This window comes from Sphingosinicella rhizophila (assembly GCF_032378825.1).
In the GTDB taxonomy this organism is placed as follows: domain Bacteria; phylum Pseudomonadota; class Alphaproteobacteria; order Sphingomonadales; family Sphingomonadaceae; genus Allosphingosinicella; species Allosphingosinicella rhizophila.
The window spans coordinates 135,741-155,273 of record NZ_JAVUPU010000004.1; the positions used below are offsets into that span (position 1 = coordinate 135,741).

General features: G+C 62.8%; 19 protein-coding genes. 12 read left to right on the plus strand and 7 right to left on the minus strand.

All coding sequences use genetic code 11. From position 1 onward, the window contains the following. Positions 1–72 precede the first annotated feature (72 nt). The 9 genes from RQX22_RS09210 to RQX22_RS09250 all read left to right on the plus strand — a co-directional run bounded on the left by RQX22_RS09210 (position 73) and on the right by RQX22_RS09250 (position 5,554). On the plus strand, positions 73–561 hold the full coding sequence (locus RQX22_RS09210; RefSeq protein ID WP_315725778.1) for a GFA family protein: 489 nt from the start codon (positions 73–75) through the stop codon (positions 559–561). A gap of 117 nt (positions 562–678) precedes the next feature. Continuing rightward, positions 679–1,299 carry a YbhB/YbcL family Raf kinase inhibitor-like protein gene (locus tag RQX22_RS09215; protein WP_315725780.1) on the plus strand — a complete coding sequence of 207 codons (621 nt, stop codon included), beginning with the start codon at positions 679–681 and terminating at the stop codon, positions 1,297–1,299. 118 nt (positions 1,300–1,417) lie between these two features. Next, the gene (locus tag RQX22_RS09220; protein WP_315725782.1) at positions 1,418–1,774 is read left to right on the plus strand and encodes an ArsR/SmtB family transcription factor; all 357 of its coding nucleotides are present in this window, start codon (positions 1,418–1,420) and stop codon (positions 1,772–1,774) included. A 2-nt stretch (positions 1,775–1,776) separates the two neighbouring features. Next, positions 1,777–2,706 carry an MBL fold metallo-hydrolase gene (locus RQX22_RS09225; protein ID WP_315725783.1) on the plus strand — a complete coding sequence of 310 codons (930 nt, stop codon included), beginning with the start codon at positions 1,777–1,779 and terminating at the stop codon, positions 2,704–2,706. A 19-nt stretch (positions 2,707–2,725) separates the two neighbouring features. Beyond that, positions 2,726–3,145, plus strand: a complete 420-nt coding sequence (locus tag RQX22_RS09230; protein ID WP_458309540.1) for a YeeE/YedE family protein — start codon at positions 2,726–2,728, stop codon at positions 3,143–3,145. A gap of 1 nt (position 3,146) precedes the next feature. Then, positions 3,147–3,590 (plus strand): YeeE/YedE family protein, encoded by a 444-nt coding sequence (locus tag RQX22_RS09235; protein WP_315725788.1) that lies wholly within the window; start codon positions 3,147–3,149, stop codon positions 3,588–3,590. A 5-nt stretch (positions 3,591–3,595) separates the two neighbouring features. Further along, a complete protein-coding gene (locus tag RQX22_RS09240) occupies positions 3,596–3,931 on the plus strand; it encodes a protein tyrosine phosphatase family protein (protein WP_315725789.1) in 336 nt (111 codons plus the stop codon). 27 nt (positions 3,932–3,958) lie between these two features. After that, positions 3,959–4,738: a sulfite exporter TauE/SafE family protein gene (locus tag RQX22_RS09245; RefSeq protein WP_315725790.1), complete on the plus strand. Its 780-nt coding sequence runs from the start codon at positions 3,959–3,961 to the stop codon at positions 4,736–4,738. A gap of 6 nt (positions 4,739–4,744) precedes the next feature. Beyond that, positions 4,745–5,554, plus strand: a complete 810-nt coding sequence (locus RQX22_RS09250; protein WP_315725791.1) for a TlpA disulfide reductase family protein — start codon at positions 4,745–4,747, stop codon at positions 5,552–5,554. A 40-nt stretch (positions 5,555–5,594) separates the two neighbouring features. On the opposite strand, the gene RQX22_RS09255 is transcribed toward RQX22_RS09250, so the two are convergent. Then, positions 5,595–7,376 carry a putative bifunctional diguanylate cyclase/phosphodiesterase gene (locus RQX22_RS09255; RefSeq protein ID WP_315725793.1) on the minus strand — a complete coding sequence of 594 codons (1,782 nt, stop codon included), beginning with the start codon at positions 7,374–7,376 and terminating at the stop codon, positions 5,595–5,597. A 74-nt stretch (positions 7,377–7,450) separates the two neighbouring features. Here RQX22_RS09255 and RQX22_RS09260 point away from each other — a divergent pair, with 74 nt between their 5' ends. Beyond that, positions 7,451–8,134, plus strand: a complete 684-nt coding sequence (locus RQX22_RS09260; protein ID WP_315725795.1) for a hypothetical protein — start codon at positions 7,451–7,453, stop codon at positions 8,132–8,134. A gap of 303 nt (positions 8,135–8,437) precedes the next feature. Here the strand turns inward: RQX22_RS09260 and RQX22_RS09265 are convergent, their stop codons facing one another. From RQX22_RS09265 to RQX22_RS09290, 6 genes are all read right to left on the minus strand, one after another. After that, a complete protein-coding gene (locus RQX22_RS09265; protein ID WP_315725797.1) occupies positions 8,438–12,337 on the minus strand; it encodes a hypothetical protein in 3,900 nt (1,299 codons plus the stop codon). Between the two features lie 436 nt (positions 12,338–12,773). Further along, a complete protein-coding gene (locus RQX22_RS09270; protein ID WP_315725799.1) occupies positions 12,774–14,426 on the minus strand; it encodes an N-acyl-D-amino-acid deacylase family protein in 1,653 nt (550 codons plus the stop codon). 197 nt (positions 14,427–14,623) lie between these two features. Further along, complete coding sequence (locus RQX22_RS09275) at positions 14,624–15,886, minus strand: DmpA family aminopeptidase (RefSeq protein ID WP_315725801.1); 1,263 nt, start codon at positions 15,884–15,886, stop codon at positions 14,624–14,626. Between the two features lie 98 nt (positions 15,887–15,984). Next, positions 15,985–16,803, minus strand: coding sequence for a hydroxyacylglutathione hydrolase C-terminal domain-containing protein (locus RQX22_RS09280; protein ID WP_315725803.1), 819 nt, complete (start codon positions 16,801–16,803; stop codon positions 15,985–15,987). Next, positions 16,803–17,252: an SRPBCC family protein gene (locus RQX22_RS09285; protein WP_315725805.1), complete on the minus strand. Its 450-nt coding sequence runs from the start codon at positions 17,250–17,252 to the stop codon at positions 16,803–16,805. Before RQX22_RS09285 ends, RQX22_RS09280 begins: the two co-directional genes overlap by 1 nt. Then, a complete protein-coding gene (locus RQX22_RS09290; protein ID WP_315725807.1) occupies positions 17,252–17,881 on the minus strand; it encodes an Lrp/AsnC family transcriptional regulator in 630 nt (209 codons plus the stop codon). The genes RQX22_RS09285 and RQX22_RS09290 overlap by 1 nt, the downstream gene beginning before the upstream one ends. Positions 17,882–18,066: 185 nt before the next feature. On the opposite strand from RQX22_RS09290, the gene RQX22_RS09295 reads away from it, so the two are divergent. Then, positions 18,067–19,062: an aromatic ring-hydroxylating oxygenase subunit alpha gene (locus tag RQX22_RS09295; protein WP_315725808.1), complete on the plus strand. Its 996-nt coding sequence runs from the start codon at positions 18,067–18,069 to the stop codon at positions 19,060–19,062. Positions 19,063–19,091: 29 nt separating this feature from the next. Beyond that, positions 19,092–19,532, plus strand: coding sequence for a nuclear transport factor 2 family protein (locus RQX22_RS09300; RefSeq protein WP_315725809.1), 441 nt, complete (start codon positions 19,092–19,094; stop codon positions 19,530–19,532). The last annotated feature ends 1 nt before the right edge of the window (position 19,533 follow it).

The window sequence follows — 19,533 nt, forward strand, 5'->3', positions numbered from 1 at the left end:
GAGCCCTGCGCCGATCGATCGGCAGGAAACCCGTCCGGCGCCCGGGCGGTTTAGGGTACGAAAGGATCGACCATGCCCCTTAAACTCGAAGGATCGTGCCGGTGCGGCGCGGTCCGCTTTTCCGCCGACAGCCATGCGCCGGTGCCGTTCATGTGCTGCTATTGCTCGATATGCCGAAAGACCGCGGGCGGCGGCGGATATGCGATCAACCTTCACGCCGACAAAGCGACGCTGAAGGTGGAGGGCGAGACCCGGATCTTCCATGCCGAGATCGACGATGGCGAGGGCGGTTGCCGCACCAGCGAGATCGAGCGGCATTTCTGCCCGCGCTGCGGCAGCGCCTTGTGGGTGTTCAGCCCGGACTATCCGGAACTCTGCCATCCCTTCGCATCGGCCATCGACAGCGAATTGCCGAAGGCGCCGTCGCGCGTCCACATGATGCTTTCGTCCAAGGCGAACTGGGTCGAGCCGGAGATCGGCCCGGACGATCAATGTTTCGAGGAATATCCGGAGAATGCGCTGGAGGATTGGCACCGGGCGCGGGGGCTCTGGATCGACTGATCGATGCGGGCCGCGCACGGAAGGGCGCAACAAGTCCACACCCTGCCGCGCGAACGAATGAACCCAAAGCGCCGCGTGCGGGTTCAATGGGCAGGATCCATAGCGCGGAGAGGCCGGATGCTCGAACATGTTCCCCATTGGCTAGGCGCGATGATGCGCAACGTCCGGGCCGGTCATTCCAAGCTGACCATCGTCCAGGAAGGGATCGTCACCACCGAGGCGTTCATCGATCTTTCCAGCCCGGCCTTCGCCAATGGCGGGCGGCTGCCGGAGCGGTTCACCGCGGATGGCGCGGGCGTTTCGCCGCCGCTGATCTGGGGCAATGTTCCAGCCGAGGCGGATTCACTGGCGCTGATCGTCGAGGATCCCGATGCGCCGGCGGTCAATCCGCTGGTCCATGCCATCGTCTGGAACATCCCGGCGGACGAGCGGCGCCTCGCCGAGGGTGCGATCGCAGCGGATGGCCCCGGTCTGCCGGACGGCCGCGACGTCGGCCGAAGCAGCTTCGGCGAAATCTGGCTGCCGCCCGATCCTCCGAGCGGCCATGGTCCGCATGATTATGTGTTCCAGCTGTTCGCGCTCGCCGGTGCGCCCAAGATCGAAAGCAATCCCGGCCGATCGGCCTTCGTCGAGGCGATCACCGGCCATGTCGTCGCGGCCGGCATACTGGTCGGGTCGTACTCGCGGGGTGAGGCCGTCGATGCGGACGTTGCCGGGAGCCGCACCGCGCTAGCCTGAAATCGGGCAGCGGCTTCCGGATATATCAGGGAGGGCGAGGCCATCGGCGCGTTCAGCAGATTGTCGCCGCAACTCCCCCTTGCATTTCCATTAGATAGCGCTAAATTAGTTCTATCTAATGGAGGATCTATTGCAACAGGGCTTTGTCATCCAGTTCAGCCGCCACGCCGCCGAGGCGGCGGGCTTGCTGAAGGCCCTGGCCAGCGAGCCGCGCCTGCTCGTGCTCTGCCATCTCGCCGAGGCCGGCGAGATGTCTGCCGGCGACCTCACGGAACGGGTGGGCCTGAGCCAATCGGCCTTGTCGCAGCACCTCGCCAGATTGCGTGAGGAAGGACTGGTGGCCACCCGCAAGGATGCCCAAACCGTCTTCTACCGCGTCTGCGATCCGAAGGCCGAGCAGCTGCTCGCGCTTCTTCATGACCTCTTCTGCCCGGAGCTCGGGCAGGAAAGCGCCACCGGAACCAAAGGGACATGATCATGGAAAATGACATCAACCTCGAACGCGCCGCATCCCAGGTGGCGGCGGTACTGCAGGGGAACATAAAAGCGCCGCACGTGAAGGCCTTCTTCGACGAGCCAACCTTCACCGCAAGCTACGTCGTCCACGATCCCGCCACGAAGGCTGCGGCGATCATCGACAGCGTGCTCGACTTCGATCAACCGTCAGGACGGACGAGCTTCGATTCCGCCGACGCCATGATCGCCTATGTCCAGGCCGGCGGCCTGAAGGTCGAATGGCTGCTCGAGACCCACGCACATGCCGATCACCTGTCGGCCGCGCCCTATCTCCAGGAGAAGCTGGGGGGCAAGATCGTGATCGGCGCCGAGATCGTCACGGTGCAAAATGTCTTCGGGAAGATCTTCAACGAAGGCACAGGCTTCGCCCGCGACGGCTCGCAATTCGATCGCCTGCTCGTCGACGGCGACACGCTGACGATCGGGGAAATCCCCCTGATCGCGCTCCACGTCCCCGGCCATACGCCGGCGGACATGGCCTATATTATCGGGGACGCCGTCTTCACGGGCGATACGATGTTCATGCCGGATTACGGCTCGGCGCGAGCGGACTTTCCGGGCGGCGACGCGCACCAGCTTTACCGGTCCGTCCGCCGCCTGATGAAGCTGCCGGATCGGAGCCGGGTCTTCCTGTGCCACGATTACAAGGCACCGAATCGCGACGAATATGTGTGGGAGACGACCATGCTCGCCGAGCGTAGCGGGAACGTCCACATCCACGAGGGCGTGAGCGAGGAGGATTTCGTCGAGATGCGCACGCAGCGCGACGCGACCCTGTCCATGCCGAAGCTCATCCTGCCGTCGATCCAGGTCAACATGCGCGGCGGCCGGATGCCGGAGCCCGAGGAAAATGGCGTCAGCTACCTGAAGCTGCCGATCAACCAGCTCTGAGAAGGCAATCATGGACCTGATGACACCATTTTTGGCCATAAGCGGAGGCTTGCTGATCGGCACCGCCGCGGCCCTCTTCCTGCTCCTGAGCGGCCGCGTCGCGGGCGTCAGCGGCATGATCGCCGCGGCGGCCAGGATGGGGCCGAGCGGTACGCCCCGGTCGCAGGCGACGGCATTTCTCGTCGGCCTGCCGATCGGCGCGGCATCGATCGCGCTGCTGGTACGGACGCCGGAGGTGATCGTCACCTCATCGGTGCCGCTGCTGATCGGCGCGGGTCTCCTGGTCGGCTTCGGCACCCGGCTGGGCAATGGCTGCACCAGCGGCCATGGCGTCTGCGGGATGGCCCGTCTGTCGCCGAGGTCGCTCGCCGCCACGGCGACCTTCATGGCGAGCGGCGCCGCCGCCGTCTTCATCCTGCGCCACGTGATCGGAGGCTGACATGCGCAATCTCTTCCCCGGCCTGTTCACGGGAATCGTCTTCGGCGCAGGGCTGGCCCTGTCGGATTTGGTGAACCCGGCCCGCGTGCAGGCATTTCTCGACATTGCCGGCGCCTGGGATCCGACCTTGATGTTCGTCATGGGCGCTGCGCTCGTGCCGTCCGCCATCGCCTATCTGATCCTTCGACGCCGGATGATGCGGCCGCTGTTCGGCGACCGCTTCGCCATACCGGAAAGCCGCGTCCTGGACCGCCCTTTGCTTGTCGGCGCCGCCATGTTCGGCGTCGGCTGGGGCCTGGTCGGCCTTTGTCCCGGACCCGCCGTCGCAGGACTGGTGCTGGGCGCCTGGCAAACGTGGCTGTTCGCAGGCGCGATGCTTGCCGGCATGGGCCTGCACCACCTCTTCACCTCGATCCGGGCGCCCGCGCCCGCATATGAAGGATGATCAAGATGGAATTCACGCGACTTTCCGAGCAGCTGGCGACGGCGCCGCAAGTGCGGCCCGAGGATCTTCGCGAGATCGCCGCCTCCGGCTTCGTCGGCATCATCAACAACCGGCCCGATGCCGAAGCGCCAGACCAGCCGCGCGCGCTCGAACTCGAAACCGAAGCGAAAAGGATCGGCCTTGCCTATTGGCATATACCCGTCGCGCCCGGGGCGATGACCGACAAGGACGTAAAGGCATTCGCCGCTGCCCTCGGCGAAGCGAAGGGTCCCGTGCTCGCCTTCTGCCGAACCGGCAACCGCTCCGCCACACTCTGGAAGGCCGTGCACGGAATAGTCTGACGCCTGCCTCGAACTGGATGATCCCGCATGCTCGATACCATTCAATATCTGCTTGGCGCCGGATCGGGTGTGCTGGTCGGGTTCGTTCTCGCCTTGGTCGGGGGCGGCGGCTCGATCCTCGCCGTGCCGCTGATGGTGTATCTCGTCGGCGTGCCGAACCCGCATGTGGCGATCGGCACCAGCGCGCTCGCAGTGGCGGCCAACGCCCTGACCGGGCTGCTCAACCACGTCCGCCAGGGCAATGTGAAATGGCGCTGCGCTTTGGTCTACGCCGCCGCCGGCATTGCCGGCGCTTTCGCAGGATCCACCGCAGGCAAGGCTTTCGATGGCCAGAAGCTGCTCTTCCTGTTCGCCATCGTCATGGTGGTCGTTGGCATAGCGATGCTCCGCAACCGGCGCCGCGAGGGCGATGCTTCGGTCGTCCTGGGGCGGGAGAATGCAACCAAGCTGGTCGGCTTTGGCGCCGGTACCGGCCTGTTCGCCGGCTTCTTCGGCATCGGCGGGGGTTTCCTCATCGTGCCGGGGCTGGTGGCCGCAACGGGCATGCCGATCATGAATGCGATCGGATCGTCGCTCGTGGCGGTGAGCGCTTTCGGACTGACGACGGCCGCCAATTACGCATTTTCGGGCCTGATCGACTGGGCGCTCGCCGCCGCTTTCGTCGCCGGCGGCGTGGCGGGGGGCTTCATCGGCGCGCGCCTGGCCAGGCAGCTCTCCGGCAAGCAAGGCCGCCTGACCACCCTCTTCGCCGGCCTGATCTTCGTCGTCGCCGCCTACATGTTATGGCAAAGCGCCGCCGCGCTCTGATCGATCATGTTGCCTGACGTCGTGACACTTGGCCCGCTGGCCTTTCCGCTGGAGCGCCTTCTGGCCGTCGGCCTGATCTGGGCGTTCCTGACGGGCTCGCTCCGGCTGGTCCGGAAGGAGGACCGGCGCGCCAGGCGCACGCCGTGGCTGGCGCTCGGCACAGGGATCGTCGCCGCCCGGATGAGCTTCGTCGCAGCGCATTGGGAGGCGTATCGGCCCGACCCGGCAAGCGTCGCGTATCTTTGGCAAGGTGGGTTCGAACCCGTTGCGGGCATCGTGGCCGCGGCCGCCATTCTCGTCATCGGCATGAAGAGCGTCCGCAAGGCCGCAGGATCCCTGCTCCTGTTGGCGTTCGCGAGCGGGCTCTGGTTCGGTTACCTCCAGCTCGAGGCGCAGCGCCCTCGTCCATCATTTCCCGAAGGCATCGCTCTTGCCGATCTCAACGGACGGCCTTTCTCGCCAGGCGATCTTCGCGGACGGCCCTTCGTGGTGAATTTGTGGGCCTCCTGGTGCGGACCGTGCCGCCGCGAAATGCCGATGTTCGTCGACGTGGCCTCCAGGACGCCGGACGTTCGGGTGCTGCTGGTCAATCAGGGGGAGGACCGGCGCCTGATCCAGGACTTCCTCGAGGATGAGGGGCTGCCGGCCGGGAATATCCTCTCCGATCGCGGCGCGACTCTCATGCGGCTCACCGGCAGCTCCGGCCTTCCCACGACGCTCTTCGTGCGGGCGGACGGACGCATCGAGGAAGCCCATATGGGAGAAATGTCCCGGGCGGCGCTGCTGCAGGGGATGGAGGATTTGCGTCGGCGGTAAGCGATAGCGGGTCGAGAGGCAGATTGGCCGCCTTTCGATCTTATGCCGCCGCCGCGCAAGACCCGAACTGGTCGCTTCGGTCGCTTTCGAGCCAGCCGCACAAGGCTTCGGGACTCATGGGGCGGCCGTACAAATAGCCCTGCGCTTCGTCGCAGCCCATCGCGACCAGCCAATCGTGCATCTCGACCCTTTCAACGCCTTCGCCGACCACCCGGTAGCCGAGATCGTGCGCCAGCGTGATCATCGATCGGATCAGCGTCTGTTCCCGATCGCCGCGCACCATGTCGCCGACGAAGGACTGGTCGATCTTCAGGATATTGCCCGGCAGCTTCTGGAGATAGGCAAGGCTGCTATGGCCGGTGCCGAAATCGTCGATCGCGACCTGCAGGCCGGCCTCGACCAGGACGCCGAGCTGGGCGGAGGCGCCGGCGACGTCTTCCATGATGGCGCTTTCGGTGACTTCGAGTTCGACCGACTGCGCACGGACGCGATGCTTGAGGAGCAGCAGCTGCACCTGCTGCGCGAAACCGGGATCCTTCAGGTTGGTCGCCGAGATATTGATCGACAGGCACAGGTCGATCCCCGCTTTTTGCCACCGCGCAAGCTGTTCGAGCGCCGTATCCAGGACCCAGCCGGTCATCGGGTTGGCAAGCGCGGTCTGTTCGACGACCGGGATGAATTCCGCCGGCGAAATCTCACCGAGCTGGGGGTGGCGCCAGCGAATGAGCGCCTCCGCCCCCACGCACCGGCGGGTCGCGAGGTCGATGCGCGGCTGGTAGGCGAGCGACAGCTGGTCCTTGGCCGCGAGCGCCTTGCCGAAGTCGCTCAGCAGCCGGAACCGGCGCTGGTGGAGGCTGTCGGCGGCCTGCGAATAGATGCTGACCATCGACGGAGAGCCGCGCGCGTCCTGCGCCGCGCTGTGCGCGGTCCGCAGCACGGCGCTCGGCGTGGTTTCACCGGCGACGAACGGCGCCACGCCGATGCTCGTGGCCATGATGAAGCGATCGCCGGAGCGATTGGCAAAGCGGCCCAATATCTCGACCAGCGACGCCAGATAGGCCTGCTCGTCCACTTCGGGCGGCGCCAGGAAGGCGAATTGGGTCGCGGCGACGTGATAGGCGGTGCGATCCCGCCCCAGCGCGCCGGTGATGGTGCGGGCGGCCTCCCGCACGATCTGGTCGAGGAAGGCCGCGCCCATCACCCGCAGGCCGTTGTCGAGCTGTTCGTGCCTGGCGAGATCGACGAGCATTGCGAGCCGCCGCTCACCGGGGCGGTCCCGGCCGAGATCGGCCAGATCCTCTAGGAACTGGGTGCGGTTCGGCAATCCGCTCAACGGATCGAGCCGTCCGAAGGCATGCTGCAACTCGATCTGCGCCATGACCATCTTGGCCAGATCGTCGAGCGCGTTCATCTCCAGCGCGGTGGCTTCACGCGGCTCGGTGCCAAGCACGCACAGAGCGCCCAGGCTGTACCCCTCGCGGGTCGTCAGCGAGGCCCCGGCGTAGAAGCGGACACCCTGCGCCGCGAGGTTGCTGGTGCGGTAGCAGCTATCCTCCAGCAGGTCCGGGATCAGGACGGTGGCGGCGCTTTCGGCGACCTGCGCGCATGGCGCCTTTTCGCGCGGGATCGACCAATGGCTGACGCCGACGCGGGACTTGAACCATTGGCGATCGCGATCGGTGAGCGAGACGGCGGCGATCGGCAGGCCGAAGATCTGGCTCGCCATGCGCGTGATCCGGTCGAAACTCTCGCTCGGGGCCGTATCGAGCAGGTTCAACCGGTAAAGTGCGTCGAGCCGCGCTTCTTCTTGCATATCGTGCATGGGATCATTCTCCGAACCGGCAGGATAGAAGGCTAGCGTTTAGAGATGTTTAACGGTGTTTGATTGGGATCGCGGTGACGCCGCAGATAGCGAGGGCGCTTCGCCACCTGATCTTGGGGCGAGGTTTCGGCCGAGGCGGACAGGTTGGCGGCGATCGTCGAGGATGCCGATGCGCCGGCGGTCGATCCCTTGTTCACGCAATCGTCTGGAACATTCCGCCCGATGAGCGTCGCTTTGCCGAGGGCGCGATCGGAGCCGATGGCCCCGGCCAGCCAGACGAAAGGAACGTCGGCCGGAGCAACTGCTTCTTGGAATATTGCGGCACAATTGGTGTGTTTAGGAAAACTGTCACCGTAATTACTGTTGGCGATCGCGAGCGGGCTCTGGTTCGGATACCTCCAGCTCAAGGCGCAGCGCCCTCGTCCGTCATTCCCCGAAGGCATCGTGCGCGGGCAGCGAACCTTCGCAAGCAATTCACGATTGGCAACGCCTCGCCGCTGATTGACCGCGAACTGCGGAACGCTCTCGAGCACTTCGACGAGCGGTTAGACGAATACCTTCTCGGCGACATTGCCGGCTACATTTTTCCGGGTCCAATGATGGAAGATACCGAGCTCGCAGACGATCCCGTTAGTCATATCTTCCGGCTAATCGATCCCGTGAAAGAGATTTTCGTCCTCCTTGGCCAGAAACATGATTTTGGCTCCGTTCGGCCCGAAGTGCAGCGCGTCGCTGAATTGGCAGGGAAAATTGCCTGATAGGTTCTGTCGCCCGTCGCCGAAGCTAGGCAACTGAAGTGGTTCCGGATTACTTCTAGGCGTCCAGCATTTCTCGTGCAGAAGCCGACGGCAGCGCGCCCCCTAGTTGCCGTTGTAGCTAATCGTTCGCAACGTCGATGGCCATCGCTTTTTGGCCGAGCCGCTTCTTTGAGGATGGCCGAAGACGCAAGGTCGCATCGCGGATGCGTCCAACGACGGGCAGAGAGGCGGCCTTGAACAAAGGAGAAATTCGCCAACCCGTTTAATCGCAGTTAGCCGGCTAAAATGCCGGTTAGCCGCTCATCACTCGAACCGTTCCTCCTGTTCGCCTTCTCGCTCCCTTTCGCGATCGGCCCAGTCAGCGAGTTTAGAGATCTGAGTTGAAACCCACGACCGAACGGTAGCATCGGAATGCTCGGACAAGGCGAGGAGAAGTTCTCGACGACGGTCCAGAATAACCGACAGGTTTCCAGACCAGCCGCTGGGTGCCAATCGTGAGGCATTATGTTCGAGGAAAGCTGCGCGATCAGGTGCACGGTCGATCCCCTCCACAAACAGCGGGGATAGACCGATATTCTGGTCGAGGGGGTCTGAGGTGAAAATACTTAAGGACCGACCGATCAATGGATACCGGGAATCTGCCGCTTTGTCAGCCCAAGCCCATAAAACCTCCGGCTTAACCTTTTCGAGTGGCGAACGCTTGTCGAGCCCGACGCCGCCGTAAATAGGGTCATCGTCGTCGCCGAGGACCAGAAAGAACTCATCCAAGGCCACGCGTGGCTGCGCTTCGAACAGCGCATCGAACGCATAATCAAGTTGAAACGCGTAAACCTCCCGAGCGGCAATCTTGGCTTTGAGGACGCGGATCAGGTCGCGCGCCCTCGTCTCACCTTCTGCACCGACGTAGCAATGCTTGATGGTTTCCTGGATACGATGCTCTCTGACATCACCCGTGTCTTTGTAGTTGATCCCGAGAAGTATCCGGTGCCCCACATCGTAAAGGGCTCCCTCTATCTCCTTCCCGTCGGTTTTCAGGCAGTAGATGGCCATGTGCAGAATTTCGAGAGCAACCGCTGGCCCTGCGCTTAGCCCGCAAAGGTCATCGAGCATCGTCACCAACGCGCTTTGTGGGGCGGTCCCGATAACTCCCGATGCCAACGAATGAAAACGATACGCTTCAATGTTTCCGTGAGAAATTGCAGCTCGAAGCCGCGCGATGGCTTTGTCGTCAATTCCAACCTGCGCTTGCAGGTATACGAAATGCGCGGCCATTTCCGTATCCGTCAGCAAGTCATCAAGAATCGAAGAGCAGAGATCAGGGTCGAGGCTATTCAACTCGCGAAGAAACCCACCAAGGGTGGTGGCACAGCGACTCTCGACTGGCAGCGCAATCAACGCGCTTCGAAGCGTTGCCCAGGTTTCGGTGGGAGGCGCCGCGGATTGGGCCAAGCCAACGCCGAAAGCGAATGCGCGAGGGGCCGAACTAGACTGTAGCACCTCTGGCAAAAAGGTCGCCATGAGGTCTGCCTGGCTACCGAAGTCTCGACCGATCGCCGTCGTCTTTTGCGCTAGTCGTTCGTAGGATCGGGCGTAATCCCTTTCGCCATTTTCATTGCGCTCGCCGTCCAGCACGTCGAAGCCGACCCCGCGCCCCTGCAAAACATACGCTCGCGCCACATTGAGCGCATCCGAGGGACGTAGTCGCTCCTCGATTGCGGCGACGCGCGCCTTTACTTCTGGTTGCCAACGATCCCCGTCAAATTGAATGGCTCCGCGAATTGCGAGCCAGCCATCGATCCATTCTCCATCTTTGATGAATTCGGACGCAGCAGCCTCTATCGCATTGAGACACGCCTCAATGCCCAAAATGCCGCGCAAATTTGCAGACACGATGCACTTGATCTCGCTTCGATGCGCGGCGTTCGCAGCTAGTTCAACGGCTAGATAAATTGCGTCGCTATACCAGTCCCAGATGTCGCCATAAGTCGGCGGATACCAGCCGAAGTCCCGAGGGCGTGCACCAAAATCGAAGTTAGATGATGACGAAAAATGGCCTGACTGTAGCAAGCCGTCCAGCGCCAAACCTGCACAACGGATTGGCCCATTATCACCGGTCCCGAACAGCGTGCGGATCAAGTTCCTTCTTTGATCTGGTGAGGTTTGTGTGCCCGACAAGTGCAGATGAAAGAGTTCTTCAAAAGCGCCACGGGCTGAATTGTGGTTTTCAGTCTGCGATTCTGCCGCAACAAACTTACCGAGCAGACTGGTCGCGCGGTCGAATAGGGCAGGATCGTAAGCCAGCGACTTCAAGACCATCGTCAATTGCCATCGAGACGGCGCTTTAGGATCGAGAATCGCAGCCTCGTCTGGCCCGGCCACCTCTGCCTCGATCCTTGCAAGAACGAGCGTAGGTGCCACCGGGGCTATGTTGCGCAGCATCTCCAGCGCGTTGTCATCACCGACGAAAATGTTGCCAAATGGTCCATTGGGTTGCAGCCAGCGTCTAATAGCTTGCTGGGCCTCAGTGCTGTCATGTAAGTATCCGAGCCGACGTGAGAGCGACTTCTGCAACCGTGCCGGAGCATTCGCGCACAGGCTGTCCAATTGATCCGGCGGAATGCGTTCAAGTGCCTGTGCTGCCAGGCGATTGGCAATTGCGTGCGGTAACAATGCGCGCCAACGACCACGAGATTGCACGACGGATCGCCGTTTCAACTCCGCCACGAAGGCATACAGTTTGATCGTGTTGGCCCCCGCGATGGGCGCTAAGAAGGCAAGCTCGCCTGTATCGGAGAGGTCCATCCCGTCGAACGAATAGACCAGCGAAAGTGCCTCGGCTGCGTTGAGTAGGTCATCGCTATGATCGTTGCGTTGCTGAAAAATTCGCGCGAAGAGATCGCGATCCCTAAGATTTCCGAGAGTGCCGCCTCTTTTTAGAGTCTCAGCCAGAACCCCCGCGACCCGAAAGTTCCCTCCGCTAAACTCAGCTATCCGATCCCGGTCAACTTGAGCAACATAGTCAAAGTTTGCCTTTAGCCATTCGCCGATCGTTCCATCCGAAGCAGCCTGTAGGCGAAAAATCTCAGTGCGTTCTGGCTCATCGTCTCGAACGTCATACTCAACCGTGATCAGACTAACTTGGCTTTTGCCGCTCCCGCAGATCTTCGCCAAATCCGCATGCGTTTGCGGATTGCAGTTATCGACAACCAGTATTGCCCGTTGATCGGTTTCGAGAAACTGCAAAGCAAGCTGCTTTGCGGTGGGGTCCGGCGTATCTGAATAGTCTGTATAAATCGCGAGAGACGGATCGAGCGCCTCCCCACCGACCTCACTCTCGAAAAGGGCCTGTACCAGCCTTGTTTTTCCGAGGCCCGACATGCCGATCAGGCGAACGCATTGCGCAGGCTGGGACAGAAGGTCGCGGATACTGTTAATGCCGTCAACGACGGCTAGGACATGCTGAACTCCTGTTCGAGCATCGATCAAACAGGCGGCATCGTCGGCGATAAATTTGCCGTCTCCACCAACGCGTATGCCAGACCAGTCTCCAAGCGATTGCCAGCCCGCTAAGGGCCTTCCGACCTTCGCCCGCACCCATGCCGCAACGCCGGGATACTGATTGACCCACGTTGCAAGGCGCTCACGGTCATAGAAATCGACCAGAAGTTTTGACTGAGACGGATGACCATCAAGGCTCTCCGACATCGCTGTCCGACGATCGCTGAGAGGCTTGTCAGCGACGGAACCCTGGGAGCTTACAATTATGTACGCTCCGCCGTCGTCTGCGAGGTTGCCGATCACCGGTCGCAGTATGCCTTTGGGCGACATCTCGTCTTTTATTGCCGACGCCGACATATCCGGCTTTTTGACTTGGACACCCAACGGCACCCGAGGAACGAAATCCCCTTCGTAACCTTCAACCGCGACCTCGACGCGCACATCCAATCCACCATCAGCGGCGTCTTGGTGGCCGCCCGCAGTTACGCCGGCGATAGGCATGCATTTTGCTCTAAGTTCCGCGATAGCCAGGCGAGAGACGAGCGTGCGTAACTCTGTGTCGCCCAAACGCTGAATCTCATCTCCAGTTACTTCAAACATACTGGCCTCAACGATTCCAATGCTGACAGTTGCCTTAATGATTTCGAAGGCAACAAAGAAGGAGCACAGCGTATTAAGCCCTAGGGCTTGACACAGAAATTCCACTTGCGCTCAGTCTTTTGGCGGAAGTCTGTGGATACCTTCGCTGCCAAACCAGCATGTGCTTATCTTCAGGAATGCGGTCAACTACTTGACCTTTTTCAAGGTCCGTGACGTTTGGCCCCCAAAGCGATGACGCACAAGTCCGGCAAATCCGCTTCAAGGCTGCGGGAAATCCGACGGAGTGGCTCCTTTCCCGCCGATCCCGGCAGCCCTGCCTGGTAGCTGATCTATGGATCTTTTTTGAGAGCCTCGCTAGTCAAAGCTGCCAGACTGCATCTGCCCATTTCCAGCGGATCGCTGAGTTGATCAGCCAATGTCCGGTCTGACGGCTATCGCACCTAAGACCTGCCAGTCGGCAAGCGGCCCAGGACCGGCCATAGCCGCGATGGCGGGCCTCGCATGGGGATTACTCTACCCGCGTGGCAAGGCCGAGCTTTTTTCACCTAAGCTGCGCCCCGGGCGCCGCGCAGCCACCTTTCAGGACCATGCCCGGCCGAGCGCCCGTAACCTTGCCATCGGCTAGCACGAGCTGACCATTGACGATGACGTCGTCGATCCCGACTGGAGAAGTGGTCGGCTTGTCGAGCCACGCGCGGTCGTCAAGTTTGTCGTAATCAAAGATCGTGATGTCGGCACGCAGGCCCTCCCGCAGCACGCCGCGATCGGTCAATCCCATACGGTGCGCCGGCCACGACGTCATTTTGCGCACCGCATCTTCGAGCGTCAGCACGTTGCGACGCTTCACATATTCGGCGATTGTCCGTGCGGCGTTGCCATAGGCTCGGGGGTGCGGCAGGCCCAGACCGTCTATTTCGCCATAGACTTCTGCCGCGCCCGCGTCGCTTCCGATCGAGACCCATGGTTGCTTCAGTGCAGTTTCGATATCGCGCTCGTCCATGGACATGTAGATCGCCATCGCGCGCTTCGGCAGAGCCGCAAGCATGATGTCCCACGCCAAATCGGCCGGGTCGGCGACACCTTCCGCCTTGGCGATGTCTGCAATCGACTTGAAACGATATTTCGCGAACTTCGGATTGTGCGGATTGGCCAGAATGACGTTATTCCATCCGCCGACCGAGTAGACCATATTTGTCCAGCCAGGCATTGGACCCTTCTTTATATCGGCCTTCATCCTTGTGCGCTGAGCTGGATCCTTGAGCAGCTTCACCGCCTCATCGAAGCCTTTGGCGTACACCCATGTCGGCGCCGTGACCTCCAGTCCGGTCCCCGAGAACGGATACATGTACATGTCGGCGGCGATGTCGACGCCGCGCGCTCGCGCGTCGTTCACCAGCTTAACGGCGCCGGGCATCAGCTGCCCATATTTGGGTGCGTAGGAGGCTTTCAGGTGAAAAATTTCAACTTTCACCCCAGCGCCCTCGCCGATCGCGATCGCCTCCTTGATGCCCTCCAATAAGCCCGCGCTCTCGTCGCGCATGTGCGTCGCGTAGACCGCGTTGCATGGCGCGGCCACTTTGGTGATGTCGATCAGTTCCTGCGTCGTCTGAAACGTGCCAGGGGGATAGATCAGCGCGGTGGCAAGGCCGAGCGTGCCGGCGTTCATCGCGATTTTCACCTTCGTTTGCATATCGACCATTTGCGATGGTGTTGGTCGGCCATCGGCATCGCCCATTACCGCGCTACGCGCCTGCGTCGGTGAGTAATAAGAACCGAAGTTGACTGCGATTCCCGTGGTTTCAAGCTCCTTGAAATAGGCGGCGATTTCCTCGGCAGGCACCGGGGTACCGCCTTCACCCGCGATCAACGTCGTGACGCCGGTGCGCAGCTTGTTTTCGGCAAGCCCATTTTTGCGCAGCACGCTGCCTGACTGGTCCATCATGTCGATCCAGCCGGGCGTGACATAGCGGCCACGCGCGTCGACTTCGCGTTTACCCCTGCCCAAAACTTTCCCAATCTTCGCAATGCGCCCGTCCTTGACGGCGACATCGGCTGACACCCACGGATTGCCGGCACCGTCGAGGACCCGGCCACCACGGATGACGATGTCATAATCGCCAGTGGCCTGCCAACCTGCCGCTGGCGTCGTTACAATGCTGACGGCACCAAGCGCGGCACAGAGTTTGAGTTTCATTGCGCATTTCCCCTCTCGCGGTCGCCGCGGCGACATCACAGCGCGCCATCTCTACGCGGTATTTCGGGAACAGGAAGCCGCCTTTAAATCTTGCCGCGCCGAAGCGGCCGCAACGATTCCGTTCCTGCGCCAAGACCGTTACCGTGATCGCACCCCTCATCGAATGGGGCAAGCGATCCTCGACGGCGCACCGCCCCTCAGCGGCTCGCCGCCCCGGCCGCCTTCCATTTCCTCATCGCCGCACGCACCGCGTCATGCGGCAGGCCGAAGACCTTGAAGCCGTCGGCGCCGGTCATGTCGCGGGCGGCGACCATGGCATTGACGACGGCTTCCTCGGTGGCGTCGACGGTGGCTTCGAAGAGGGGGGTGAGTTCCTCGTTCGAAAAAAGTTCGACCCGGGTGGTGCCGGCCTGGACGGCCGGGACGTTGGCATTGGCGGTGGAGAAAGCGACGAAGATGTCGCCGGAGCCAGCGCTGGCGACCGAGCCCAGGCGGCCGAGGCCGAGGCCGGCGCGCTTGGAGAGGCGCTTGAGCTGGTGCGGCAGCAGCGGCGCATCGGTGGCGACGATGATGATGATCGAGCCGTCGCCGGCGCGGCCGCCGGGCGCCGCCGCCGGGCGACAGGCGGGCAGGCCGGCCGGCATGACCGGGTTGGTGACCTGGATGGCGGGGTCTGCCTTGCAGGGGAGATAGGTGTCGGCGAGCTGGGCGCCGATCGGGGCGCCGGCGATGCGCAAGGCCGCGCGATCGCCATAATTGCATTGGACCAGCACGCCGATCGTATAGCTCTTGCCGCTTTGGCGGACGAGGCGGGACGCGGTGCCGATGCCGCCCTTGAAGCGGTTGCAGATCATGCCGGTGCCGCCGCCGACCGCGCCTTCGGCGACGGGGCCGCTTTTGGCCGCGTCGAGCGCCTGGCGGGCATGTTCGGCCTTTACGTGGAAGCCGTTGATATCGTTGAGGACGCCATCATAGGTTTCCGCGACGAGCGGCACGAACCAGCGGGCATCCCAGCCCTTGTCGACCATCCAGCCGATCGTCGCGTCGCGGACCACGCCGACACTGTGGGTGTTGGTGATCATGACCGGGCCATCGAGCAGGCCGCGTTCGTCCAGCCAGACCGTACCGGTCATCTCGCCGGCGGCGTTGAGGGTCGACCAGGCCGCGAAGACCGGCGCCGTCGATGCCTTTCCCCGCGGCAAGACGGCCGTGACGCCGGTGCGGACCGGTCCTTCGCCGACGCGGAGCGGGCCGGTGCCGGAAATGAGGGTGACATGGCCGACCTCGACGCCGGCGACGTCGGTGATGGCGTTGAGCCTGCCGGGCTCGCCATGGAAAGGGACGCCGAGATCGCGGGCGCGCGCGGGCTGCGCCGCCCCATCGGACTGCGCCGGTGCGGCGGCGGGAAGCGCGAGGGAGAGGAGAGCGGCAAGCGAAGTCGCGACAAGGTTCCTGATCATGATGCCCCCGGAAGAAAAAGCGCAAGACCGATAGGGATCAGATCGGGCCGAATGGCAAGGTGGCACATCGCAAGATGGTACGGGCCAGTTTCGGCCGATCAGGCGGCGATCGTGTCGGCCCAATGATCGCGATAGGCCCGCAGCGTCACGAACATCTCCGATTCCTCCGCAGCCGGATCCAGACCGGGGGCGAGGGACGGCAGGGTCCGGCGCAGGCCCGAACTTCCGCACCGCAGGAAAGGGTTGATGCGGCGTTCTTCCGCCAAGGTGGTGAAATGGAGCCGATCGGCCGGAAGCCGTGCCAGATCGTCGGCGACGGCCCGCACATCCTCATTGCCCGGATCGACATGGTCGGCGAAGCGGAGGTTGCGGGCGAGATAATCGTGGCCGGGATAGAGGATGGTTTCATCGGCCAGCGGCGCGATCTTCGCGACCAAGGTTGCGTACAGGCTCGGCGCGTGGCCGCCATAGCCGCAATTGCCGGCGCCGCCCGCGAACAAGGTATCGCCCGAGATCAGGAACGGGGTGCCGCCTTCCGATCCGGCGAGGCAGATGCTGGCCATGGTATGGCCGGGCGTTGCGATCACCTTCAGTTCGGCAGCATTGCCGATGCGGATGACGTCCCCGTCCTTCAGCGTGCGGTCGATATCCTGGAGGGTGCCGGCGGCGGCGTGGGGGGCGAGAATCTGCACATTGTCCGACGCCTTCATCGCGGCGTTGCGGCCGGCATGATCCCAATGTTCGTGGGTGTTGACGACCATTTTCAGGTCGAGCCGGTGGGCGGCCGCGGCGGCGCGGATGGCGGCATCGTCGAAGGGATCGATGGCGGCGGCTTCGCGCGTTTCCGGGCAATAGACGATGTAATGGAAATGATCGAAGGGCGTGCCGGGGCGGAGCGGCAGCACCTTGGCCGTCATCAATATTCCCCGGAGGCGAGCGCTTCGCGGAGATTGTCGAAGAAGAGCCTGTAATTGGCCTCCGACATGGCGCGCGCCTGTTCCTCCGGCACGTAGTCCAACGGGGTGAAGGTGGAGCGGGCAAGCAGGATGCAGGCATCGGGGCCGGCCGGGATGACCCTGGCGGAGCCGAGATAGCCGGCGAAGGGGACGATATCGCCGGTGTCGATGATCTCGAAGGTCATTTCCATCCGGTCGGGATCGTAATGGACCAGCTTTTCCTTCACATAGCCATCGGCGAGATGGCCTTCGGTGCGCATGGTGCGGACCATGCCGAGCCCCTGCCCTTCGAACTCGATCGCGGAGACGAAGCCGCGTTCGGCGCGGATCTGCCCTTCTTCCGTATCGAACAATTTCCACATCCGTTCCGCCGACGCTTCGAAGCGTGCGGCCCGTTCGACGATGATCATCAGCCTTTCCTTCCTTTCGCCAGAACCGGGCCCTGGCCGTTGCCGATCAGATCCCATTGCAGCTGCATCTTGTGAACCTTCAGCACCAGGCTGGTCTCGACCGCGCCGATATCCGGCTTGCCGTAGCAATGGGCGGTCAGGAATTCGCGATAATCGTCGTGCGAGCGATGGTAGGTGGCGACGCCGACATCGAAGCGGCCGAGCGTCATGATCAGATAGAAGACCTCCGGCACGTCGTGCAGGCGCGCGATCAAAGCATCGAGATCGGCGCCCTGGGCGACATTGATGAAGGTGAGCGCGTTGAAGCCGTAGCCGAACGCCTCCGGCAGCGCCTCCGCCTGGATCGAGATGATATTGTCGTCGATCAGCTGGCGGACGCGGTTGCGCACCGTCCCTTCCGACACGCCGACCGAGGCCGCGATCATCGAATAAGGCATGCGGCCATCCTGCTGCAGCAGCTGGATGATGCGGGCGTTGAGCTCATGCGAATCATCGGACGGGGCGGCCGACGGAGGCGGGCCGGCGGACCTCCCGTCCTTCCTCGCGCCCGCCTTCGCAGCGGTCTTCGCAGCGGTCTTCGCGACCGTCTTCCTGGCCGCCTTGCCAGCCGTCTTCGTCCCTGCGGTCATGATGTCCCCATGCTCGATCCGTTGCGACTGTAACCAACGGCAGCATTATCCGCAACAGGTTCATGCGTTGATTGCGGTATCCACAGTTTATCATCGCATATGATGAGGAATCCGTATTGACTTGCCCAATATCGAATCATATCCGTAGCGAAAGCCGGCAACCGGCCCCGTTCCAGGAGAGCGACTTGAACCAGATACTGCCCCCCGCCCCGCCGCGCCCGCTGGCGCCGCCATTCGAAGGGACGGACGGCGTCTATAGCCAGACATGGTTTCCGGTGTGCCGATCCGACGAGGCGGAGGCGGGCAAGGTGCATGGCGCCGATTTCCTGGGCGGCCGGGTGATCGTGATGCGCGACGCGGACGGCAAGGCGAGCGTGCTGAGCGCTTATTGCCCGCATCTTGGCGCGGACCTGTGCACCGGCGAGATGATCGAGAATACAGTCCGCTGCCCGTTCCATTTCTGGCGCTACGGGCCGGACGGCCGCTGCGTGACGACCGGTTCGGGCGATCCGATCCCGCCGACGGCGCGGCTGTTCGCATTCCCGACGGTGGAACGATATGGCTGCATCTTCGCCTATAATGGCGACGATCCTTCCTTCGAGATTCCAGGATTCCCGGACGCGCCGGAACGGCTGATCTGGAAGACCGGCGAATATGAAGGCGGCCTGCCGACCGATCCGTGGGTGGTGTGCTGCAACACGCCGGACATGCAGCATATCGAGGTGGTGCACGGCATCAGTTTCGACAACGGCCAGCCGCACGACCAGGTGGAATGGACCGACCATTCGATGCTCTATGCCTTTAACGGCAAGCATCGCGACGGCGCGCCGATCAATTTCCGGGTCGGCATATATGGCACCAACATCTATTGGCAGGACGGCTATATCGACGGCCGCTGGTTCGGCTTCATCGCGCCGATGGGGCTGCCGACGCCGGGCAATACGCGCCTGTTCTTCGCGGTGGCGGTGGAGGATGATGGCAGCGATCCGGCGGCCGCCCGCGCCTTCCTGGACGCCATGTACGCATTGGAAGTGCAGGTCGCGACCGAGGACCTCCCGATCGTCGAACGCGCCCGTTTCCGGCCCGGCACGCTGACCCGCAGCGACAAGAGCCTGAGCCGTTTCCTGCGCTACCTTCGCGATTATCCGCGCGCCCACCCTTCGGCGCAATTCATCAGCTGAACATCAGGCCAGGCCGGAAAGGACAGGACATGCGCGGCGGAATCACCGACCAGGATCTGGAAGAGATTTTGGCATTGTGCCCACGGCTTTATGCGGCGGTGGGATGGAATGCGGACAAGGCGCCGGATTGGGAGACGTTCCGGGCCTGCTGCCACAGCCAGGCGATCCTGGCGCCATTGAGCGCCGGCGCGGCGGCCACCATCGCGATCGAGGATTTCATCGCGGCGATGGAAGCGCAGCGCGCGTCCGGCGAACTTGAGGATTTCCGGGAGGACGAGCTCGGCCGCCATGTCGAGGCGTTCGGCAATGTGGCGAGCGTGCGCAGCGCCTTCGTCGCGGCGATGAACGGCGCGGAACGGCGCGGCGTCACCTTCGCCCAGATCGTCCGCCACGAGGGACGCTGGGTCATCCTTTCGGCGATCTGGGACAATGAGACGGACGAAATCAAGCTGCCGGCCGACCTGGCCTGAG